General features: G+C 68.1%; 21 protein-coding genes and 1 pseudogene. 9 read left to right on the forward strand and 13 right to left on the reverse strand.

Translation table 11 applies throughout. The features are described 5' to 3' along the window. Positions 1-12 precede the first annotated feature (12 nt). Positions 13-243, forward strand: a complete 231-nt coding sequence (locus tag K6K41_RS28425; protein WP_261403306.1) for a hypothetical protein — start codon at positions 13-15, stop codon at positions 241-243. A gap of 23 nt (positions 244-266) precedes the next feature. Here K6K41_RS28425 and K6K41_RS28430 read toward each other — a convergent pair whose 3' ends face one another. Together K6K41_RS28430 and K6K41_RS28435 are read right to left on the reverse strand one after the other, a co-directional pair. Further along, positions 267-497: a DUF6898 family protein gene (locus K6K41_RS28430; protein ID WP_261403307.1), complete on the reverse strand. Its 231-nt coding sequence runs from the start codon at positions 495-497 to the stop codon at positions 267-269. After that, the gene (locus K6K41_RS28435) at positions 494-1,798 is read right to left on the reverse strand and encodes a L,D-transpeptidase family protein (RefSeq protein WP_261403308.1); all 1,305 of its coding nucleotides are present in this window, start codon (positions 1,796-1,798) and stop codon (positions 494-496) included. The genes K6K41_RS28430 and K6K41_RS28435 overlap by 4 nt, the downstream gene beginning before the upstream one ends. Before the next feature lie 570 nt (positions 1,799-2,368). On the opposite strand from K6K41_RS28435, the gene K6K41_RS28440 reads away from it, so the two are divergent. Continuing rightward, positions 2,369-3,439 carry an outer membrane protein assembly factor BamB family protein gene (locus K6K41_RS28440; RefSeq protein WP_261403309.1) on the forward strand — a complete coding sequence of 357 codons (1,071 nt, stop codon included), beginning with the start codon at positions 2,369-2,371 and terminating at the stop codon, positions 3,437-3,439. Positions 3,440-3,512: 73 nt separating this feature from the next. Here the strand turns inward: K6K41_RS28440 and ldtR are convergent, their stop codons facing one another. Both ldtR and K6K41_RS28450 read right to left on the reverse strand, forming a co-directional pair. Further along, entirely contained in the window at positions 3,513-4,028 is a 516-nt protein-coding gene (gene ldtR / locus K6K41_RS28445) for a transcriptional regulator LdtR (protein ID WP_261403310.1), read from the reverse strand. 265 nt (positions 4,029-4,293) lie between these two features. Beyond that, positions 4,294-4,737, reverse strand: a complete 444-nt coding sequence (locus K6K41_RS28450; protein ID WP_261403311.1) for a DUF6163 family protein — start codon at positions 4,735-4,737, stop codon at positions 4,294-4,296. A 155-nt stretch (positions 4,738-4,892) separates the two neighbouring features. On the opposite strand from K6K41_RS28450, the gene hemB reads away from it, so the two are divergent. Next, positions 4,893-5,921, forward strand: a complete 1,029-nt coding sequence (hemB, locus tag K6K41_RS28455; RefSeq protein WP_261403312.1) for a porphobilinogen synthase — start codon at positions 4,893-4,895, stop codon at positions 5,919-5,921. Between the two features lie 145 nt (positions 5,922-6,066). Here the strand turns inward: hemB and K6K41_RS28460 are convergent, their stop codons facing one another. After that, positions 6,067-6,771: a RibD family protein gene (locus K6K41_RS28460; protein WP_261403313.1), complete on the reverse strand. Its 705-nt coding sequence runs from the start codon at positions 6,769-6,771 to the stop codon at positions 6,067-6,069. 108 nt (positions 6,772-6,879) lie between these two features. Here K6K41_RS28460 and K6K41_RS28465 point away from each other — a divergent pair, with 108 nt between their 5' ends. After that, positions 6,880-8,121 (forward strand): PhzF family phenazine biosynthesis protein, encoded by a 1,242-nt coding sequence (locus tag K6K41_RS28465; protein ID WP_315855110.1) that lies wholly within the window; start codon positions 6,880-6,882, stop codon positions 8,119-8,121. Beyond that, entirely contained in the window at positions 8,051-9,028 is a 978-nt protein-coding gene (locus tag K6K41_RS28470; protein ID WP_315855251.1) for an asparaginase, read from the forward strand. Before K6K41_RS28465 ends, K6K41_RS28470 begins: the two co-directional genes overlap by 71 nt. Positions 9,029-9,099: 71 nt before the next feature. On the opposite strand, the gene K6K41_RS28475 is transcribed toward K6K41_RS28470, so the two are convergent. Then, positions 9,100-10,068, reverse strand: coding sequence for a collagen-like protein (locus K6K41_RS28475; protein ID WP_261403315.1), 969 nt, complete (start codon positions 10,066-10,068; stop codon positions 9,100-9,102). A gap of 290 nt (positions 10,069-10,358) precedes the next feature. Here K6K41_RS28475 and K6K41_RS28480 point away from each other — a divergent pair, with 290 nt between their 5' ends. Beyond that, positions 10,359-11,309 carry a DMT family transporter gene (locus K6K41_RS28480; protein WP_261403316.1) on the forward strand — a complete coding sequence of 317 codons (951 nt, stop codon included), beginning with the start codon at positions 10,359-10,361 and terminating at the stop codon, positions 11,307-11,309. 7 nt (positions 11,310-11,316) lie between these two features. On the opposite strand, the gene K6K41_RS28485 is transcribed toward K6K41_RS28480, so the two are convergent. The 4 genes from K6K41_RS28485 to K6K41_RS28500 form a co-directional block, all read right to left on the reverse strand. Continuing rightward, the gene (locus K6K41_RS28485) at positions 11,317-11,679 is read right to left on the reverse strand and encodes a DUF1428 domain-containing protein (protein ID WP_261403317.1); all 363 of its coding nucleotides are present in this window, start codon (positions 11,677-11,679) and stop codon (positions 11,317-11,319) included. Positions 11,680-11,716: 37 nt separating this feature from the next. Further along, on the reverse strand, positions 11,717-12,202 hold the full coding sequence (locus K6K41_RS28490; protein WP_261403318.1) for a VOC family protein: 486 nt from the start codon (positions 12,200-12,202) through the stop codon (positions 11,717-11,719). Positions 12,203-12,245: 43 nt separating this feature from the next. Then, positions 12,246-12,668 (reverse strand): VOC family protein, encoded by a 423-nt coding sequence (locus K6K41_RS28495; protein ID WP_261403319.1) that lies wholly within the window; start codon positions 12,666-12,668, stop codon positions 12,246-12,248. A 111-nt stretch (positions 12,669-12,779) separates the two neighbouring features. Then, positions 12,780-13,169 carry a thioredoxin family protein gene (locus tag K6K41_RS28500; RefSeq protein WP_261403320.1) on the reverse strand — a complete coding sequence of 130 codons (390 nt, stop codon included), beginning with the start codon at positions 13,167-13,169 and terminating at the stop codon, positions 12,780-12,782. A 120-nt stretch (positions 13,170-13,289) separates the two neighbouring features. Here K6K41_RS28500 and K6K41_RS28505 point away from each other — a divergent pair. Continuing rightward, positions 13,290-14,805: pseudogene (locus K6K41_RS28505) on the forward strand (malonate--CoA ligase). Here K6K41_RS28505 and K6K41_RS28510 read toward each other — a convergent pair. The 3 genes from K6K41_RS28510 to K6K41_RS28520 all read right to left on the reverse strand — a co-directional run bounded on the left by K6K41_RS28510 (position 14,796) and on the right by K6K41_RS28520 (position 16,876). Then, entirely contained in the window at positions 14,796-15,470 is a 675-nt protein-coding gene (locus K6K41_RS28510) for a DUF6064 family protein (RefSeq protein ID WP_261403321.1), read from the reverse strand. The pseudogene K6K41_RS28505 and the gene K6K41_RS28510 overlap by 10 nt on opposite strands. 13 nt (positions 15,471-15,483) lie before the next feature. Beyond that, positions 15,484-16,404: an aldo/keto reductase gene (locus K6K41_RS28515; protein ID WP_261403322.1), complete on the reverse strand. Its 921-nt coding sequence runs from the start codon at positions 16,402-16,404 to the stop codon at positions 15,484-15,486. A 142-nt stretch (positions 16,405-16,546) separates the two neighbouring features. Continuing rightward, positions 16,547-16,876 carry a hypothetical protein gene (locus tag K6K41_RS28520; RefSeq protein WP_261403323.1) on the reverse strand — a complete coding sequence of 110 codons (330 nt, stop codon included), beginning with the start codon at positions 16,874-16,876 and terminating at the stop codon, positions 16,547-16,549. Positions 16,877-17,301: 425 nt separating this feature from the next. On the opposite strand from K6K41_RS28520, the gene otnI reads away from it, so the two are divergent. Next, positions 17,302-18,087, forward strand: a complete 786-nt coding sequence (gene otnI, locus K6K41_RS28525; RefSeq protein WP_261403324.1) for a 2-oxo-tetronate isomerase — start codon at positions 17,302-17,304, stop codon at positions 18,085-18,087. Between the two features lie 186 nt (positions 18,088-18,273). Next, positions 18,274-19,365, forward strand: a complete 1,092-nt coding sequence (locus K6K41_RS28530) for an ATP-dependent DNA helicase (RefSeq protein ID WP_261403325.1) — start codon at positions 18,274-18,276, stop codon at positions 19,363-19,365. The last annotated feature ends 27 nt before the right edge of the window (positions 19,366-19,392 follow it).

The raw sequence follows: 19,392 nt of genomic DNA on the forward strand, positions 1-19,392 counted from the left end.
GGGGGACTGCCGATGGCTGCCAACGAACCGATCGCGAAACGGCTCACCGAACTTCAGACCAAGCTCGCAGAGCGGGCTGGGTCCATCAAGGATCCGAAGAACGCCGATCGGGCGTTGATGCTCGAAAGCCTGGGCCTTCTCGCCGAAGGCCTCGCCAAGCTCAGCCGCGACGTGCGCGAACTCAAGGCCGCCAAGCCGAAGCCCGGCGGCGCGAAGAAGCCGGCGGCGGCCAAGGCGGACTGATCTCACCGCTCCAGGATGCGGCCCTAGCCCTTGGCGAGCCGCATCCTGAGCTTGCGCAGCGCGACGGCCTTGAGCTGGGTTTCGACCGCGCTCGGTGGGCCGACGACCACCACCTCGACTCCGGTCGCGGCGTCGATCGCCGCGCAGCGCGTCGCGTTTCCGCGGGTGATGAACTCAAACAGCACTTCGCCCGGCGCGACCGCGTCGACGCCGGGCGAATTCGATGGACGACCGAAGGGCCGCCTCGGCGTCACCGCTGCGACGACCCCGTCGCCTGGCTCGCACCGCCGTCGGCCATGGCGAGCTCGCCGGTGCCGTCCTGTCCGTAGATGTCCTCGCGGAACTGCACGGTGCCGTCGGCCGCGCCCCAGCCCGAGACATAGCGCCAGTAGACCGGCACCGGCGGCGTCACCTGGATGTCGGTGCGGTTGCCGGTCTTGATCGCGGCGTCGAGCGCGCGACGGTCCCAATTGCCCGAGGGTTTCAGGAGCCAGGTGCACAGCTCCTTGACGTTCTGAATGCGCATGCAGCCCGAGGAGTGGAACCGGGCGTTGTCGCCGAACAGGTTCTTGGACGGCGTGTCGTGCATGTAGACGCCGTGCTGGTTCTGCATGTTGATGCGCACGGTTCCCATCGAGTTGTCCTCGCCGGGATCCTGCTTGTACATGTAGCGGGTGGCCTCGTCGGTCTGCCAGTTGACCTGCTCGGGCGAGATCTCGACGCCGCTGCGGTCGATGATCCGGATGTTCTTCTTGGTGAGGTACTGGGGATCCTTCTGCATCTGCGGAATGAGATCTTTCCGCACGATCGAGGCCGGCACCGTCCAGAACGGGTTCAGGTTCACCTGCAGGATCTTGGCGTCGAGCACCGGCGAGGCGCGGTCGACCTTGCCGACGACGGCGGTGTAGCGGGCCGCCACCATGCCGTTCTCAACCGCCTCGACCTCGGCCGCCGGAATGTTGGCCATCACGTAGCGCTCGCCGAGATTGCCGTTCGCCATGGTGCGGATGCGCACGAGGTTGATCTCGAGCTGCCGCAGGCGCGTCGCGGCCGGAATGTTGAGCGACTGCAGCGTGTCGTCGCCGACGACGCCGACCGGAATGAGGCCGTGGCGGGCCTGGAAGCGGCGCACCGCGCCCTCGACGTAGGAATCGAAGGTCGGCGACATTCCGAGGTTCGGGGACAGGTCGCCCGTGACCATCAGGCGCCGCCGCAGCGCCGTGACGCGCTCGCCGGTGGAGCCGAGCTTGAGCCGATTGCCGTTCGGCACCGTGTCCCAGCCACCGTTCGAGACCAGCTCGCGATAGCTCGCGATCGCCTGTTCGGTGGCCTGCGCGGTCTCGGGGCTGAGCGTCGGCACGCGCGAGGAGGAGGTCCGGGTCGCGACGCCGCCGGCCGCGTCGTAGCGGTCCTTCCACTCGGCCTGCGAGCTGAAGAGGTTCATTTCCTGAGCCGCAGCCGAACCGGCGAAAGCGCCCGCCGCGGCGGCGCCGAGACCGAGCTTCAGCGCGCCGCGGCGGGTGGCGGCGGAAAAATCAGAGGGGCGATCCGTCACGGCGTCTACGAGCTCCTGCGATCCGGACATGCGGGCACGGGCTCCTCGCCCGCTCTCCGCGCGAAGCCGCAAGGTGCCTCAGCCATGGTTAACGAACCCCGACCCCGGCGGCCAAGCGGCCTGAAAGGAAGCCGTCGCGACCGCGACCCTTTGACCGCGCAAAACGCCTGACGGCCGAAGGACTTCCCGAGCGTTTCCGAATGCCGCGCCTTTGAGGCGGAACGATGTCGGACGACGGGCGAGGCGCCGCGCGCGCTGGATCGTGAAGCGCTCGCGACCGCCGCTCCGCGCGCCGACGCGCCCGCCTCGCGTCGGGCGGCCAAACGCCGATGCACGGACCCGTGATCAATTGAAAATATGAACTCGCGAAAACATCAGAACTATCCGTCAATTTTGGAGATTTTCATACCGGACAACCATGTGTTGTGGGCGCGCGTCATTCATGTATTGATGATCATGTTTATTTGGTATTGGAGGTATCCAGTGGACATCCGTTACGCCAGATACGCACTTTTGTTCGCTCTTGCAGCAACTCTGATGGGTTTCAGCTACGCTAATGCAGCTGAACCCGTGGCCGCGACGCCGACGCCGGGCGACTGGCAGCAGTTCAAGCAGGGGCCGGCTCGCACGAGCCTCAATCTTGACGAAGCCGTCGTCGGCGTGGGCGACGCCAAGAAGTTGAAGCAGAAGTGGAAGGCCTCGCTTCCGGCCGGCGTCTATACGCAGCCGGCGGTCGTCAAGGGCGTCGTCTACGTCGCCACAAGCGATTCCGCGCTTCGGACCTTCAAGGCGAGCAATGGCCAGCCGGGTTGGTTCAGGCAGCCCGGCTGCAAGATCACCACCTCCCCCGCGGTCGTCGACGGCGTCGTGTATTTCGGCTGCCAGAACAACTTCGTCTATGCGCTGAACGCCAAGACCGGCGCGCAGATCTGGGCTTCGCCGACCGGGGGCATCGTCGACCGCTCGTCGCCGCTGGTCGTCGACGGGAGCGTGATCATCGGGTCGCTCGACCAGAGCCTTTATTCGTTCAACGCCAAGACCGGAAAGAAGCTGTGGAGCCCCAAGACCGGCGGCGGCCTCTACTCGTCGCCGGCCTTCGACGGCGGGCTGGTCTTCGTCGGCTCGGGGGACGGCTCGACCTATGCGTTCGACGCCAGGACCGGCAAGAAGAAACGGTCGAAATCGACCACCAACTCGATCTTCTCGTCGCCGGCCGTCTCCGCCGGCCTCGTGTACATCGGCTCGACCGACGCGACGATCAACGCCTACAAGACCGCCAACGGCGCCCCCGGGTTCAACCTCAACATCGGCTGCACCATCAACTCCTCGCCGGCGGTGGCGAGCGGCATGGTGATCTTCGGCTGCGACGACCGGCAGGTTTACGCGCTCGACGCCAAGACCGGCGTCACCAAATGGACGTTCCTGACCGGCGGAATCGTCCGCAGTTCGCCGAGCGTCGCCAACGGCGTGGTCTATGTCGACTCGCAGGACGCGAAGGTCTACGGGCTTGAGCTTGCGACCGGAAAGCAGCTGTTCTCGTTTGCGACCGGCAGCATCGTCGACTCCTCGCCGGTGATGTCGAACGGCGTCCTGTACTTCGGATCCGCCGACTCCTCGCTTTACGCCTTCAAGACGAAGTAGCCGCAACGCAAGACGCGCCGCGGGCTTGCCCGCGGCGCGTCTTTGTCGTCGACAGATCTGAAAGGCGCGTCGATCAGAGGCGGAAGCGGATCTGATCGGTCCAGAAGCGCTCGAGGCGGACGAGCGCGACGTTCAGCGTCTTGAAGTCGTCGGCGTTGATGCCGCCGACCTGCTCGATCGTGCGAACGTGCTTGGCGTAGAGGCTCTCGACGATGTCGTGGATCTCGCGGCCCTGCTCGGTCAGGCTGATGCGCACCGAGCGGCGGTCCATCCGCGAGCGCTGGTGGCTGAGATAACCCATCTCGACCAGCTTCTTGAGGTTGTAGCTGACGTTCGAGCCCAGATAGTAGCCGCGGGTGCGCAGCTCCCCGGCGGTGAGCTCGGCGTCGCCGATGTTGTAGAGCAGCAGAGCCTGCACCGAGTTGATGTCCGAGCGACCGCGACGGTCGAACTCGTCCTTGATCACGTCGAGCAGGCGACGGTGAAGACGCTCCACGAGGGTGAGCGCCTCGAGGTAGAGCGGACGAACGGCCGGCTGGGCGGCGTCGACGGCGGGAGCGGTCTCCATTCGGCGAGCGGTGTTCTTCATGACTGACGCCTTCCTGTCTGTCGATATACTTGAGACGTCGTTTTGTTTCGCGTCTCTGTTGGTACCGAAGATAGGCCGCGCTTCTGAAAATGCGCTTAAATGGCGTGATGAAAATTGTATTTATCCAGCAGACTAAACAGACTCTTGCCGCCCAAGGTCTTCAGAGAGTTGCTGCGACAGACGTAAATCGATCTTCATTTTTCATTCAAATTGCAGAAACCATCGCCGGCGGAACTCGCGAAGGAAATGTGGTCCGCCGATCAGCTCAGCGGCCTTCGCGCCGCGCCATCATCGACAGCGCCACATAGGTCGCCATGGCGGCGAACACGAGCCCCGCCGCAGCCCATCCGCCAAAGGCCTCGACGCCAAGCGCAACCGCAAGGATCTGGCCGAGCGCCGCGATGAGCCAGATGGCGACGCCCCAGGCCGCCCCGACCCACAGCCCGACGCCCGCGACCGGATCGGCGACGGCGAAGAACACGGTGGCGAACATCCAGCCGGGCGCGACGGAGCCGAGCGGCTCGGCCGCGCCGCCGGAGCCGATCAGCAGCGCCCAGTGAACGAGGCCCTTGGCGATCTCGGCCGCCGACAGGACCCGCAGGAACACCTCGAGCCGCCAGCGCCACGGGCGCGTTCCCCTGTCCGCCGACAGGCGCTGGTCGCGCGCCGAAATCGGCGGCGGATCGCTCCGGTCGTCCTCGGCCGACATCGCGTCTCCCGGGTCGCCGGCGGAGGGGGCGCCGGCTTCAGGCGGCGCACTGTTGTCCGACTCCCCCTCTCCACGCAAACCCGCCCTGCTTTGTGCCATGGCCTCGCGCGGTGCTATGGCTCTCGCCAATCCAAAGACGGTCCGGAGGCCGCCGCATGCACGAGACGATCGGAACGACCGGCCGGACCCGGGACGGCGCGCTCGATCTGCCGCGCCGCCCGCGGCGCAATCGCCGGGCCGACTGGACGCGCCGCCTCGTGCGCGAAACGACGCTGAGCGTCGACGACCTGATCTGGCCGATCTTCGTCATCGACGGCGCGAAGCGCCGCGAGCCGGTGGCCTCGCTGCCGGGCGTCGAGCGCATGAGCGTCGACGAGGCGGCCCGCGCGGTGGCTGACGCCGCGGCGCTCGGCATTCCGGCTGTCGCGCTCTTTCCCTTCACCGACCCTGCGGCGCGCGATCCCGAAGGATCGGAAGCCCTCAACCCGCAGAACCTCGTCTGCCAGGCGTTGAGGCTCATCAAGCGCGAGGTTCCCGAGATCGGGCTCATCACCGACGTCGCGCTCGATCCCTACACCAGCCACGGCCATGACGGGCTGATGGAGGGCGAGCGCATCCTGAACGACGCGACGGTCGAAACGCTCGTCCGGCAGGCTCTGGTGCAGGCCGAGGCCGGCGCCGACGTGATTGCGCCCTCCGACATGATGGACGGGCGCGTCGGCGCGATCCGGGCGGGGCTGGACGAGGCGGGCTTCGCCGACGTCCAGATCATGTCCTATGCGGCGAAATACGCCTCGGCATTCTACGGGCCGTTCCGCGACGCCATCGGCACCAAAAAGGCGCTGGTCGGCGACAAGAAGACCTATCAGATGGACCCGGGCAACGGCGACGAGGCGGAGCTCGAGGCGGAGCTCGACATCGCCGAGGGCGCGGACATGCTGATGGTGAAGCCAGGCATGCCCTATCTCGACGTCGTCCGTCGCCTGAAGGACAGGTTCCGCATGCCGACCTTCGCGTATCAGGTGTCGGGCGAGTACGCGATGATCCAGGCGGCCGCGCAAAACGGTTGGCTCGACGGCGACGCCGCCATGATGGAGAGCCTGCAGGCCTTCAAGCGCGCGGGCGCGGACGGGGTGCTGACCTATTTCGCCGTCGAGGCCGCACGGAAGCTGAGGGCCGGATAGGCCGATCGCCCGGCGCTCGAACCTTCGCGCGTCATCCGGCCGCAGAGCCGGGATCCAGATCCGAAAGCGGGGCAGGAAACATCGAGACGACGGCGTTTCTGGATCCCGGCTCTGCGGCCGGGATGACGGCCGCGGTTCCGGCGTGTCAGCCGGTCGTTTTGGGCGTCACGTCATAGTGGAGGCGAACCACCTCGCCTTTCGCCTCGCAGCTCCTGAGCTTGAGCCCGACCGTGTCCGCGAGGCTGTGCGCGCCGGACTCGAACACCGTACGCTCGCCCGACAGTCCGACGATCGACGGCCAGATCAGCAGAACGACGTCGTCGACCACGCCGGCTTTGAGAAACTCGCCGTTCACGCCGCCGCCGCCCTCGAGCAGCAGTCGCTTCACGCCGAGTTCGCGCGCGAGCAGCTCGAGCGTCGCGCGGAGGTCGATCTCTGGGCCCTCAGCGACCACATAGGAGGCGCCGTCGGCCTTGAGCTCTGCGAGATGCGCATCCTCGACGCCGCCGGCGAGCAGGACCACCACGTGGTCGCCGCCGATGTCGGCTTTCTCGAAATGCAGCTTTCCGCGCGGGTCGACGATGATCCCGTAGGCGGCCGCGTCGCGCCGGGCGAAGTGAAACGGCCGCGGCGGGGCCTCGAAGTTCGCCGGCGGATGCGCGAGCGCCTTGGACATTTCCGCGCCCGTCACGCGGCCGATGATCCAGCCGTCGCCGCCGAGCTCGTCATGGGCGTCTTCGAACGCCTTGCCGCGGGCGGCGATCTCGTCTTTCGCGCCTTCGCCCGACCGGCCCGAGCCGAGCCGGCCGTCGAGCGAGGAGAGCATCAGGCAGGTGACATGCGGCTTCATGGAAACAGCTCCGGCGGACTGGACGCGCCGAGTTAGCGCGCCGAACGGCGACCGCCAGTCGGAGAAGCTCCGTGACGAGACTCGGGCGCGCGTGCTACCCCGCGGACCATGTCGCGCCTCTATGTCATCCTCGACGTCTTCACCGACCGGCCGCTCGCCGGAAACCCGCTCGCCGTCGTGCTCGACGCCTCCGGGCTCGACTCCGAGGGGATGCTGGCGATCGCCCGCGAGTTCAACCTGTCCGAGACCGTCTTCCTGCTCCCGGCGGAGGACGAGGCGCGCAAGGCGCGGCTTCGGATCTTCACGCCCCAGACGGAGTTGCCTTTCGCCGGACATCCGACGGTCGGAACGGCGGTGCTGCTCGGGCTGATGGACGCGGTCGCGGGCAAGGGGCGCGCGGCCCGGTTCGAGATCGAGGAGCAGGTCGGCGTCATCGCCTGCGACGTCGAGGCGACCGGCAAGCGGTCCGGCCGCGCGACGTTCCGGCTCACGAAGCTGCCGGCGCCGGTGGCGCCGCCGCCGTCTCCCGCCGCCGTCGCGGCGGCGCTCGGGCTGGACGAGACCGACATCGGCTTCGACGCCCATGTCCCGTCCCGCTTCGACGCTGGCAACGCCTTCACGCTAATCCCGGTGAAGAGCCTCGCAGCGCTCGGCCGCGCCCGGCCGCAGCCCGGCGCATGGGCGGCGGGCGTCGCCGACCGCGGCGCCTATCTCTACACGCGCGAGACAGGTGATCCCGCCCTCGCCTTCCGGGCCCGCATGCTGCGCGCGGACGCTTCGGAAGATCCGGCCACCGGATCGGCCGCGGCTTCCTTCGCGGGCGCGCTGACGGCCTTCGAGGCCCCTGCGGAGGGAACCCACGCGTTCAGGATCGGCCAGGGCTTCGAGATGAAGCGGCCGAGCGTCATCGAACTCGGGCTCGAGATCTCAACGGCACGCTCGCCGGGGCGACGATCGGCGGCGCGGCCGTGGTCGCGGCTGAAGGCACGCTTTTCTAGAGGTCCGACGCGCCAGCGGAACAAAAGCCTTGTCCGACTTAAGTCGGCCGGGCCACTCTGGGCCGTGAGCGGCCCCCGCCTCGCCTCCCCCCCCTCGGGCCGCCGACGCGACCTTCAGGAGAAGAGGACCGATGACCCGACCCAAGACCGCGTTCCCCTCGCGCCGTCCCGCCGCCATGCTGGTCGGCGCGCTCGCCGTCGCCCTTGCGGCCGCCTCGCCCGCCTTGGCGCAGGAAGCCTCGCCGCAGGCCTCGCAGACGCAAGCCGCCAAGAAGCCCAACATCGTCATCATCGGCACCGGCGGCACGATCGCGGGCGCGGGCGCGTCGAGCGTCAACACAGGCGACTATGACAGCGCCAAGGTCGCGGTGGAGAAGATCATCGCGGCGGTTCCCGAGATGAAGGAGGTCGCCAACGTCAAGGGCGAGCAGATCTTCCAGATCGGCTCGGAGAGCTACAACGACGAGCGCATGCTCAAGCTCGCCAAGCGCATCTCCGAGCTCGTGAAGCAGCCCGACGTCGACGCCGTGATGGTGACGCACGGCACCGACACCATCGAGGAGACCTCGTATCTCCTCAACCTCACGCTCAAGACCGACAAGCCCGTGGTGATCATCGGCGCCATGCGCCCCGGCACCGCGCTTTCGGCCGACGGCCCGCTCAACCTCTACAACGCCGCGGTGGTGGCGGCCTCGCCGGAGTCCAAGGGCAAGGGCGTGCTGGTCGTGATGAACGACGAGATCCATTCGGCGCGCGACGTCACCAAGTCGAACGCGCTGAAGGTCGAGACCTTCAAGTCGCTCTACGGCCCGCTCGGCGTCGTGGTGGAGTCGAAGCCCTACTACTACCGCCTGCCCGCGCGCCCGCACACCACCGCGACCGAGTTCGACATCGACCAGATCACGGCGCTGCCTAAGGTCGACGTGTTCTACGCCCACACCTCGATGGACCCGACGATCCTGAAGGCCATCACCTCGAACGGCTCGAAGGCGCTGATCTATGGCGGCACCGGCAACGGCTCGGTCGCCGACTACATGGAGGAGCCGCTGAAGGAGGTGCGCAAGTCAGGCGTCATCGTCGTGCGCGCGACCCGGACGGGCTCGGGCCAAGTGGTGCGCAACGGCGAGGAGAAGGACGACGAGAACGACTGGATCGTCACCGCCGACCAGTCTCCCCAGAAGGCCCGTCTCCTGACGTCGCTGGCTCTGACCAAGACCCAGGACACCAAGGAGATCGAGAAGATCCTCTACAAGTACTGAGGGCTCCGGCGGCCGCCCGGCGACCTGCCGGGTCGGGCGGCCGCCGTCTTTCGCGAAGGCCCTGCGCGCGGCTAGGAGCAGAAATAGCTCGCCTGCGTGAACGCCGTCGCCCCGCCCCAGTTGAGCGTGTTCTTCAGGCTGACGCCGAACCGCACCGCGGTCCCGGCCGGCACCGAAACTGCCGAAGAGCGCGTCACGGAAGGCTGCCGGCCCGCGATCCCGTTGCTGACATAGGTCTGGTCCTCGCGCCGGTCGTCATCGCTGCCGAGCCCGCGGTTGAACGCGATCTTGACGAACATCGAGGCGTCGCCGGCGGGCGGCGGCGACGGGTCGGACAGCTGGACCGTCGCGATCACGAGGCACCTCATATCCCGCTCCGCCGTGAAGCTCGGCGTCGTCATAAGGACTTGGCTGACGGTCGGCCCGAACGCCCCGACGCTGTGCGTGGTCACCGTCTGGGTTCCGCCCGTCACCCCGCCGGGACCGGCGGGCCCCTGCGGCCCCGCAGGTCCTTGCTCACCAACCGGTCCCTGCTCCCCGACAGGACCCTGAACGCCGGCTGGCCCCTGGGCGCCCGCCTCGCCCTGCGGTCCGGTCGGGCCTTGGGGGCCGGAGGGTCCCGCTGGTCCCTCAGGCCCTTGCGGACCCGCAGCGCCTCTGGGACCTGTCGGGCCACGGTCGCCGTCGGCGCCCTTCGACGCCATCAGGCTCCAGTTGGTTTCGTCCGGCGGGCGCACGCCCTGGCTCTTGCGCCGCGCGATGAAGGACGACCCCTTGAACTGGACGGCGTCGTTGACCGCATAGGTTTTCTTGGCGCTCCATGATCCGCGCCAGCGGATCCCGGTGGCCTCGAGCTGGGCCGCGACCTCGTTCGGCGCGCAGCCGGCGTCCGCGTCGTCCGGGATGCGGACGCTCGCGCGGTCGGGCGAATAACACGCGGTCGTCGCGGCCGCCGACGTCGACGCGAGGCCGGCCAGGCAGACCGCGGCCGCCGCCGTCGTCCAACGGGGCGAAACCCGTTCGTGTATCCACCGCGACATGAGCTCCCCCGAGCAAATGCGCCCTCCGCCGGGCGTCTTCGCTCGTTATATTTGACTGCGAAGACCCGTCCACGCACATCGCCGTATTCCGATGACGTCTCGGGCCCTTCACTTCGTCGTTGTCAGATGAATACTTCCGCGCCCGGACGGGTCTGGCGTCGCCGCGCCGAAAGCGCGTCGGCCTTCGCCGCCCCCGCGCATATCGGCCATGACGAGAAAGCGCGGCCCATGCCTAACCGCCGTTAAGATTTTCCGGTTAGAAATGAGTCTTCCATAAGACTCTCTCCCGCATGCGCCCGATGTCCGCCTCCGATCTCGCCTACGCCTCCGACAAGTCCGGTCTCGATCCCACCGCCCGCGGCGTCATCGCCATGGTGGCGGGCATGGTCGTGCAGGCCACCAACGACACGGTCATCAAGCTCGCCTCCGCCCGCTTGCCGGCGAGCGAGATCATGGCGCTGCGCGGCGTCATGGCGATCGCGCTGGCGCTCGCCGTCGCGCTCGCGCTCGGAGAGGCGCGCCGGCTGAAGACGCTCGCCAATCCGCTGGTCGCGCTGCGCTCCGGCCTCGAGGCGATGGCGTGCCTCACCTACATGACGGCGCTCGCGCATCTCTCGCTCGGCGAGTTCACCTCCATCGTGCAGACGACGCCGCTCATCATCACGGCTCTCGCGGTGCTGCTCGGCTGGCAGACGGTCGGTTGGAAGCGGTGGGCCGCGATCGGCGTCGGCTTCGGCGGCGTCCTGCTGATCGCAAAGCCCACGACCGGCGGCGTCAACGTCTATGCGGCGCTCACGCTGCTGTCGGCCTGCTTCATGGCGGTGCGCGACCTCGTCACGTCGCGGATCCCGTCTTCCGCGCCCTCGATGGTCGTGACGCTCGGCTCCACCATCGCGGTGACGGCGGTGGGCTTCGGCGCCGGCGCCGCGCAGGCCGGCCCCTGGCTGATGCCCGACGGCTTCGAGACCACGATGATCGTCGTCGCGGCCGGGCTCGTGGTCGGCTGCAACATGCTGATCGTGATGGCGTTCCGCCTCGGCGACATGACCGTGGTCGGTCCGTTCCGCTACAGCGTCATCCTGGCGGCGCTAATCCTCGGCTGGGCGGTCTGGGGCCACACCCCCGACGCGCTGTCGCTCATCGGCTCCGCGCTGATCGTCGGGTCGGGCCTCTATGCGCTCAAGCGCGAGAAGAAGAACGAGCCGGAGCCGCTCGCCAATTCGGCGGCTCCGCTCGCCTGAACGGGGCCTAAAGCTCTCCGTCGCTGTCGAACAGCGGCTCGAAGCCGCCGAAGATCATGCGATCCATCGAGAACGGCGCGTCTTCGGGCGGGGTCATGCGCTCGTCGGCCTCCATCTTGGCCGCGGCCGCGTCGCAGGTCGCCTTGTCGGGCCAGACGATGAAGGAGAACACGATCTCCTCGCCGTCCTTGGCCCGAACGGCGCGACGGAAGTCCGCCGTCTCGCCGGGCTGGACGTCCACGCCCCAGCACTCGACGATCCGGAGCGCGCCGTACTCCTTGAACATCTCCGCGGCCTGCTCGGCCATCTCGCGATAGTCGTCCTTGCGGCCCGCCGCCGCGGGAATGACGAAACCCTGCACATACGCCATCGGTCGCTCGCCTAAGCCTCCCCCTTGACGGGCGGACTCACGCCGCCCGTTTCCCCGCCGCGGCCTCGATGGCGGCGACGTCGATCTTCACCATGCCCATCATGGCCGTGAAAACCCGGCTCGCGACCTCCGGGTCGGGATCGGCGATCAACTCCGAGAGAGCGCGCGGCACGATCTGCCACCGCACGCCCCAGCGGTCGTGGATCCAGCCGCAGGCGACCTCCTTGCCGCCTTTGTCCCTGATCGCGTCCCAGACCCGGTCGACCTCGGCCTGGTCGGCGCAATCGACCGACAGCGACACGGAGTCGGTGTGCTGCGGCGCGCTGCGGCCGTTCAGCGCTTGGAACGTCTGGCCGGCGAGCGTGAACTCGATCAGCAGGACGTCGCCGGCCTTGCCGCCCGGAAAGTCTCCCGGGCTCGTCGTGACGCGGTCGATGCGGCTGTCGGGCAGCAGCGAGACATAGAAGTTCGCGGCGTCTTCGCCGTCGCTGTCGAACCAGATGCAGGGCGAGATCTTGGACATGGGGGGCCTCCGGGATCGAGTTTTTTCTGATGTTCTGGCGCGCTCACGCGGCCGGCGGACCGCCTGCGGCCGCGGCCGGATCCATCCACATCACCTCCCAGATGTGCCCGTCCGGATCCTCGTAGGAGCGGCCGTACATGAAGCCGTAGTCCTGCAGGGGCGTCGGATCGGCGGTCCCGCCGGCCGCCGTCGCCTTGGCCACCTGCCCGTCCACCGCCTCGCGGCTCTCCTCCGAAACGCACAGCAGCACCTGCGCCGAGGCGCGCGCGTCAGGGATCTCTTTGGAGGTGAACTGCCGGTACTTCTCGTGGGTGAGAAGCATCACGAAAATGGTCTCCGACAGCACCATGCAGGCGGCGGTGTGGTCGGAGAAGTTGAGGTTCTGCTCCGCGCCCACCGCCTTGTAGAAGGCGATCGAGGCGGGCAGGTCGGCGACGGGCAGGTTGACGAAAATCAGCTTCGGCATCGTGGGCTCCTCATCGTGCGCTGATCGTGGCTCGTTCGATCCTAGGACGAACGAGGCGACGGCAGCCCGACACACGGCCGAAGATTTTTTTGGAAGACAGCGCCGGCGCGGTCAGAGCGCCTTTTCGAGCAGCGCCGCGATCGTCTCTTCGCGCGTGTCGCCGACCGAGCGTCCGACCTCCTTTCCACCCTTGAACACGAGGATCGTGGAGCGGTCGGGCGCGTTGAGCGCCTTCAGCGTCGGCTTCTCCGAATCATAGTCGATCGCGAAGGCCGCGACCTTTGCGAACTTCGGGTCCGCCAGCAGCTTCGTGACGATCGGCTTCTGGGCCCGGCAGGTCGGGCACCATGAGGCGTCGATGAGCGCGATCACCGCGCCCTTTCCGCGCGCGGCCTCGAAATTCGCGGTTCCGAAGGGTTGCAGGCTCGCGGCGAAGGCTGGCGCGACGGACAGCGCCGCAGCGAGCGCCAAAATTCCGAGGGAGGAGCGACGGTCGAACATCGGCTTTTCCTTGCGATCGGTCTCGTCTCGGGCCTTTACGTATGCGCGCAGGGTCCGGTTTCGCCAACCGGGCCCGGGAAGCGTCTTCGATGACGTCTGCGAGTACGGGAGCGAGTTCGCGTGGCCAACCATCTGTTCGACGCCGTCAGGGCCGCCGCGCCGGGGCGCGACGAAACCTTCATGGAGACGACGGACGGCCGTCGCTGGAGCTACGGCGAGCTGGTCGACGAGACCGCGCGCTTCGCCGCGGCGCTGGTCCGGCTCGGGCTCGAGCCCGGCGACCGCGTGGCCGCGCAGGTCGAGAAGAGCCCCGAGGCGCTGCTGCTCTATCTCGCGACGGTGCGGGCCGGCGGCGTCTTCCTTCCACTCAACACCGCCTACACGCCCGCGGAAATCGACTATTTCATCGGCGACGCCGAGCCGCGGCTCTTCGTCGTGTCGCCCCCTTCCGAAGCCGCCCTCGCCCCGATCGCGACGACGCGCGGCGCCCGTCTCCTGACGCTCGGCGGCGCCGGCGAGGGGTCGCTCATGGACCACGTCCGCGGCGAAGACGGGCGCGGGTTCAGCGACGCCGCCTGCGGACCGAACGACCTCGCGGCCATCCTCTACACCTCCGGCACGACCGGCCGCTCCAAGGGCGCGATGCTGACGCACGACAATCTGCTGTCGAACGCGCTCGCGCTCGTGAAGACCTGGCGGTTCACCGCCGCCGACCGGCTGATCCACGCGCTGCCGATCTTCCACACCCACGGACTGTTCGTGGCGACCAACACGGCGCTGCTCGCGGGCTCGTCGATGATCTTCCTGCCGCGCTTCGACCCCCGCCGAAGTCGTCGGCCTGATGGACCGCGCGAGCGTGCTGATGGGCGTGCCGACCTTCTATGTGCGCCTTCTCGGCCATGCCGGGCTGACGCGCGAGGCGACGGCCGGCATGCGCCTGTTCGTCTCGGGCTCCGCGCCGCTGTTGGCCGAGACCCACCGCGAGTTCTCCGGGCGCACCGGCCACGCCATCCTCGAGCGTTACGGGATGACCGAGACCAACATGATCACCTCCAACCCCTATGAGGGCGGCAGGATCGCGGGAACGGTCGGATATCCGCTGCCCGACGTCGAGCTGCGCGTCGTCGACGCCGAGAGCGGCGCGCCGCTCGCCGACGGCGAGGTCGGGATGATCGAGGTGAAGGGCCCGAACGTCTTCAAGGGCTATTGGCGGATGCCGGAGAAGACCCGCGCCGAGTTCCGCGACGACGGCTTCTTCGTCACCGGCGATCTCGCCCGGCGCGACGCGGACGGGCGGGTCTCGATCGTCGGGCGCGGTAAGGACCTCGTGATCTCGGGCGGCTTCAACGTCTACCCCAAGGAGGTCGAGGAGGAGATCGACCAGCTGCCCGGCGTCTTCGAAAGCGCCGTGATCGGGGTGGCGCATCGCGACTTCGGCGAGGGCGTGACGGCGGTCGTGGTGCCGGACGGCACCGCCGAGATCGACGAGGCCTCGATCCTCTCCGCGCTGAAGGAGCGGCTCGCGCGGTTCAAGCAGCCCAAGCGCGTGCTGCTCGTCGACGAACTCCCGCGCAACGCCATGGGCAAGGTGCAGAAGGCCGCGCTGCGCGAGCGCTACGCCGACCTCTATCGGTAAGGCTGAACCGCGCGCGCCGTCACCGCCGCGACGAACAGCGCGAGGCCTGCGGCGATCAACCAGGCCTCGGGCGCGCCGAGCGTGAAGAGCGTCATCGCCGCATAGAGCGACCAGAGGGCCGGAACGGCGGCGAGCGCCGCCGCAAGAAACGGCCGGCGGACCAACGCCGCGACGCCGAGCGCGGCGAGCGCGCTCGGATCCGGCATGACGCCTGCGATTTCGGCCGCGCTCCACGGCTTTCCGAGCGACGGCGCGGCGAGCGGATAGGCGATGACGGCCAGCGCAAGCAGCACGGCCGCCAAGGCTCCGGCCGGCCTGACGGTGGGGCGCAAGGGCGCGTTGAGAAGCGCCGCGACTGCGGCGAAGCCTGCGCCTGCGGTGAGGAACGCCGGAGCCGCATAGGCCGCCGCCCAGTTGATCCCGGCGTATCGGCTCCAAAGGAAGCCCCAGCCCGACATAGCCAGTCCTGCGCCCGCGAGCGCCAGCGCGGCCCTGCCGGACTGCGGTCCACCGCGCCGCACAAGGCCGATCAGGACGAGTCCCGCCGCCAGCGCCGCGAGCTGCCACGGCCAGACCCCGGCGTTGTGGCTCTCGATCAGCCGCTCATAAACCCGCGGCGAGAACAGCAGGAAATCGGACGGGCGGTAGGTCCACCACTCGCTCATGAGGATTTTTCGCTCAGATCTCAGTGAGCGCCTTCGCGATCCGCTCCCTCATGGCCTCGTCGGGCATGGGTCCGGAGACGGCCGCGAGGTTCTCGCGCACATGCGAGACGCTTGTCGTGGCGGGGATCGCGCAGGTGACCGCCGGATGCGAGGCAACGAATTTGAGGATCAACTGCGCCCAGCTGGTCGCGCCGAGCTCTCCGGCGAAATCGGGCAGCTTTTCGCCCTCGAGCTCCTCGGTGAGGTCGCCCTGCCGGAACGGCCGGTTGACGATCACCGCGATCCCCCGCTCGCGCGCGAGCGGCAGCAGCCGCTGCTCGGCCTCGCGGTCCACCGGATTGTAGGTCAGCTGCACGAAGTCGAGCTTCCTGGTCGCGAGCAGCTTTTCAAGGTCGCCGTGCCGGCGCCCCTCGGAGGTCGTCACGCCCACATAGCGAACCTTGCCCTCGGCCTTCATGGCCTCGAGCGTTTCGAAATGGCTGTCGAAGGCGAGCAGGTTGTGGACCTGCAGCAGGTCGAAGCGCGGCACGCCCCAGAACCGACGGGTCTGCTCGATCTGTCCCGGGCCGTCGCGCCCGGAAGAAATCCACACCTTCTCGGCCGAGAACAGCGCCTGCTGGCTCCCGAGCTTCTTCAGCCCGTGGCCGACGACGGCCTGGGCCGATCCATACATCGGCGAGGAGTCGATCATGCGCCCGCCGGCCTCGAAGAACGCCCGCATCACCTCGGCGCTTTCGTCGCGCAGCGCCTGATCCTCGCCGACGTTGAAGGTTATCCAGGTGCCGAGCCCGACCGCTGGGATCGCTTCGCCGGACGACGGAATGGTTTTCATCAGCGGCTTCGGGGCCTGCTGCGCGCCCGCGGCGCCGACGAGCCCTGCGGCGCCGAGCGCGGCCATACCGGCGACGACGGCGCGGCGGTCGATCTCGGGCATCTGAAACCTCCGCGGTCGGGCGAGCGGACAAAACCGCCGGCGCGGGCCGCGCCGGCGGTTTCTCATCTAGGCCCTCACGGCGATCGATCGAGACGCGCGGAGTTCACGGACCGGAGAGACCGTGAACTCCGCGGCAGCGCCGTTACTTCGACTTGGCGCCCTTGTCGTTCGAGGCCTGCGCGTCGCCGGCATGAACGAGCATCCCGTCCTTGCCGATCTCGACGCTCTGGCCGGAGGTCGCCGCGAGGCCGTAGGAGTTTCCGGTGTTGACGCGCAGCTCGCAGCCGCCCGGGCAGTTGATCTGGGCCGACTTGCCGGCCTCGATCGTGGTCTTGGGCTCTTCGGTGCCGAGGTCGGCGGTCACCTCGACGGCCTTGTCGAACTTGTTGGCCACCGTCACCGCAAGCGCGGGAGCCGCGGCGAACGCCGTCGCGCCGAGCGCCAGAACTGCAGCTTTCGCAAAAGTCATCATGGTTATGTGCCTCTCTTCACATGTTTTATCGATCTCGGACCACCTTGACGGCGCGAGGCGCTGACCTGTCATCCGGAAACGTCTTTGCATGACGTGAGCACAAAGATGATTTCTTGAGAGAATAAGAAAAGCCCATCTACGAACATGTCATCCTGCATGACGCGTTACTGACGAGCGTGTGATATGAATTTCATAATAAGCTTTGCAGATGACGCCGCCGAGCCCGTGTTCGGCAAACCGAACGAGAGCGCAAGCCTAGGATTATGCGCCATCCTAGGACTATGACCCCAGTGAATGTCAGGACTATTGTCCGCCGGGACATAAAGTCGGCTCACGAGATCGCCGCCGGCCGGACGCGCCTCGTGTCCCGAACGCCGGCCCTGTAAAAAGACGCCCGCCCTCTTGCGCCCTGTCGGAAAGACGCCTTGCCCCGCTTCGCCGCGAACCTCTCGTTCCTCTTCGCCGACCGCGCTTTGCCCGATCGCATCGACGCCGCGCGCGCCGCAGGGTTCGATGCCGTCGAAATGCTGTTCCCCTACGAGCATGCGCCGGAAACGCTTGCGGAATGGCTTAAGGCCGCCGATCTCGAGCTTGTCCTGTTCAACATGCGCCCGGGAGACTGGGCGGCGGGCGAGCGGGGCCTCGCCTCCTTCCCTCACCGGTCCGAGGAGTTCCGCGCATCCGTGGAGGAGGCGCTGCGCTATGCCCAGCGTCTCGGCACGCGTCGCCTCCATGCGCTTGCGGGCCTCGCACAGCCGGACGACGCCCGCGCGGCCAGCGCCTATCGCGACGCCCTGGCCTTCGCCTGCGACCGCGCCGGTCCCATGGGCGTCGACGTTCTGATCGAGCCGATCAACGGCCGCGACATGCCGGGCTATCACCTTGCGAGCTTCGAGCGCGCCGCCGAGATCATCGCGGCGCTCGGGCGCCCGAACCTGAAGCTGCAGTTCGACGTCTATCACCGCCAGATCCTGCGCGGCGACGTGATCCGCGGCCTCGAGGAGCTGATGCCCTTGATCGGCCATGTGCAGGTCGCGAGCGTCCCCGGCCGCAACGAGCCGGGAACGGGAGAGCTCGACGATTTCGCGGTGTTCGCGGCGCTCGACCGGTTGGGCTATGCGGGCTTCGTCGGCTGCGAGTATCGGCCGCTCGGGCGCACGGAAGACGGGCTGGGATGGATGGACCGCGCCGCCCCCTTGTCCCGGACTTGATCCGAGACCCAGAACCGAGACGCTGGGTTTTAAAGTCTCCGGACGTCTTCGCCTTTTTCGTCTTCCGGCGCCGTTTCTGGGTGCCGGATCGGGTCCAGCACAAGGGCCGCGGCATACGGGGATGACGCCTTGCGGTTCGACTCGCGCTAAGACGTCTGCCTCCAACCTCCCTTCCCCGGAGAACGCATGCGCTGGTCGCCCCAGCAGGACGACGCCCTGAAATCGGTCGCGGAGTGGCTCGCGAAGCCGCGCCAGCAGGTGTTCCGCCTGTTCGGCTACGCCGGCACGGGAAAGACGACGCTCGCCCGCCACCTCGCCGAGGACATCGACGGCGACGTCGCGTTCGGGGCTTACACGGGCAAGGCCGCGCTCGTGATGCGGTCGAAGGGCTGCGTCGGCGCGAGCACCATCCACGCGATGATCTACCGCCCGCGCGGCGGCGACGAGGAAGGGCCGTCCTTCGCCATCAACCGCCAGGGCTCGGCCGCCGAGGCCGACCTCATCGTCATCGACGAATGCTCGATGGTGGACGAGGAGCTCGGCCGCGACCTGCTCTCCTTCGGCAAGAAGGTGCTGGTGCTGGGCGACCCGGCGCAGTTGCCGCCGGTCAAGGGCGGCGGCTTCTTCACCGAGGCCGAGCCGGACGCGATGCTGACGGAAGTCCACCGGCAGGCCGCCGACGATCCGATCATCCGGATGTCGCTCGACGTGCGCGAGGGCCGCGAACTCGCTTACGGCCAGTATGGCGAAAGCCGCGTGGCGTCGCGCCGCGAGATCGCGACCGAAGACGTCACCGGCGCCGACCAGGTGCTCGTCGGCACCAACCGCACCCGGCGGCTCTACAACGGCCGCCTGCGCGAGCTGAAGGGGCTTATCCACCCGATGCCGGCCGTCGGCGACAAGCTCGTGTGCCTGCGCAACGACAAGACCAAGGGCCTGTTCAACGGCGGCACCTGGATCGTCCAGCGCCTCAAAAGCTCAGACGCCTCGCGCGTGAAGCTCGACCTCATGCCCGACGAAGACGGCGCGAAGCGCTCGGTCTCCGTCTCGGTGCTGAAGGCCTTCTTCGAGGGCGACGTCGAGGCCGTTCCCTTCGCGCAGCGCCGACGCTCCGACGAGTTCGACTACGGCTATGCGCTCACCGTCCACAAGGCGCAAGGCTCGCAATGGGACGACGTGGTGCTGTTCGACGAGAGCTACGCGTTCCGCGAACACCGCGACCGCTGGCTCTACACCGGCCTCACCCGGGCTGCGAAGCGCGTCACCGTCGTCCGCTGATCAACCTACCAATCGGTAGATTGCGGA

Source organism: Chenggangzhangella methanolivorans (assembly GCF_019797865.1).
Lineage (GTDB): Bacteria > Pseudomonadota > Alphaproteobacteria > Rhizobiales > Methylopilaceae > Methylopila > Methylopila methanolivorans.

Bases quoted from the DNA above. Each gene is read 5' to 3' on its own strand.
- K6K41_RS28425 (WP_261403306.1), top strand. From the start codon at position 13: ATGGCTGCCAACGAACCGATCGCGAAACGGCTCACCGAACTTCAGACC.
- ldtR (WP_261403310.1), bottom strand. From the start codon at position 4,028: ATGAAGAACACCGCTCGCCGAATGGAGACCGCTCCCGCCGTCGACGCC.
- K6K41_RS28450 (WP_261403311.1), bottom strand. From the start codon at position 4,737: ATGTCGGCCGAGGACGACCGGAGCGATCCGCCGCCGATTTCGGCGCGC.
- hemB (WP_261403312.1), top strand. From the start codon at position 4,893: ATGCACGAGACGATCGGAACGACCGGCCGGACCCGGGACGGCGCGCTC.
- K6K41_RS28460 (WP_261403313.1), bottom strand. From the start codon at position 6,771: ATGAAGCCGCATGTCACCTGCCTGATGCTCTCCTCGCTCGACGGCCGG.
- K6K41_RS28465 (WP_315855110.1), top strand. From the start codon at position 6,880: ATGTCGCGCCTCTATGTCATCCTCGACGTCTTCACCGACCGGCCGCTC.
- K6K41_RS28475 (WP_261403315.1), bottom strand. From the start codon at position 10,068: ATGTCGCGGTGGATACACGAACGGGTTTCGCCCCGTTGGACGACGGCG.
- K6K41_RS28480 (WP_261403316.1), top strand. From the start codon at position 10,359: ATGCGCCCGATGTCCGCCTCCGATCTCGCCTACGCCTCCGACAAGTCC.
- K6K41_RS28485 (WP_261403317.1), bottom strand. From the start codon at position 11,679: ATGGCGTATGTGCAGGGTTTCGTCATTCCCGCGGCGGCGGGCCGCAAG.
- K6K41_RS28490 (WP_261403318.1), bottom strand. From the start codon at position 12,202: ATGTCCAAGATCTCGCCCTGCATCTGGTTCGACAGCGACGGCGAAGAC.
- K6K41_RS28495 (WP_261403319.1), bottom strand. From the start codon at position 12,668: ATGCCGAAGCTGATTTTCGTCAACCTGCCCGTCGCCGACCTGCCCGCC.
- K6K41_RS28500 (WP_261403320.1), bottom strand. From the start codon at position 13,169: ATGTTCGACCGTCGCTCCTCCCTCGGAATTTTGGCGCTCGCTGCGGCG.
- K6K41_RS28510 (WP_261403321.1), bottom strand. From the start codon at position 15,470: ATGAGCGAGTGGTGGACCTACCGCCCGTCCGATTTCCTGCTGTTCTCG.
- K6K41_RS28515 (WP_261403322.1), bottom strand. From the start codon at position 16,404: ATGCCCGAGATCGACCGCCGCGCCGTCGTCGCCGGTATGGCCGCGCTC.
- K6K41_RS28520 (WP_261403323.1), bottom strand. From the start codon at position 16,876: ATGATGACTTTTGCGAAAGCTGCAGTTCTGGCGCTCGGCGCGACGGCG.
- K6K41_RS28530 (WP_261403325.1), top strand. From the start codon at position 18,274: ATGCGCTGGTCGCCCCAGCAGGACGACGCCCTGAAATCGGTCGCGGAG.